Origin of the sequence: Cellulomonas sp. GbtcB1 (assembly GCF_019091725.1) — a bacterium.
In the GTDB taxonomy this organism is placed as follows: Bacteria; Actinomycetota; Actinomycetes; order Actinomycetales; family Cellulomonadaceae; genus Cellulomonas.
Window position 1 is genome coordinate 1 of sequence record NZ_JAGXJG010000653.1, and the last position, 231, is coordinate 231.

Genomic DNA, 231 nt, shown 5'->3' on the forward strand with positions numbered 1-231 from the left:
GCGCACCATCGTCTGTCCCGCGCCGACCCCGTCGATCTGCGCGGCCATCAGCTCCTGCAGGTGCGCCTCGACGCCGTCCTTGATCAGACCGGGGCCGACGCCCAGGTCGTGGTCGGAGTCGTGCAGCACCTCGTGCACCTCGATGACCAGCCGGCCGTCGCTCTTGGTGTGCTGCACGGTCCACACCTGGGCGACGCCGCGCTCGAGCGCCTCGCCCGCGGCGTCCTCGGT

1 pseudogene is annotated in these 231 nt (G+C 72.3%); it reads right to left on the reverse strand.

Annotated elements, in window-relative coordinates:
• Positions 1-231, reverse strand: a pseudogene (locus KVT14_RS21685) (endonuclease NucS domain-containing protein); the annotation flags it as partial.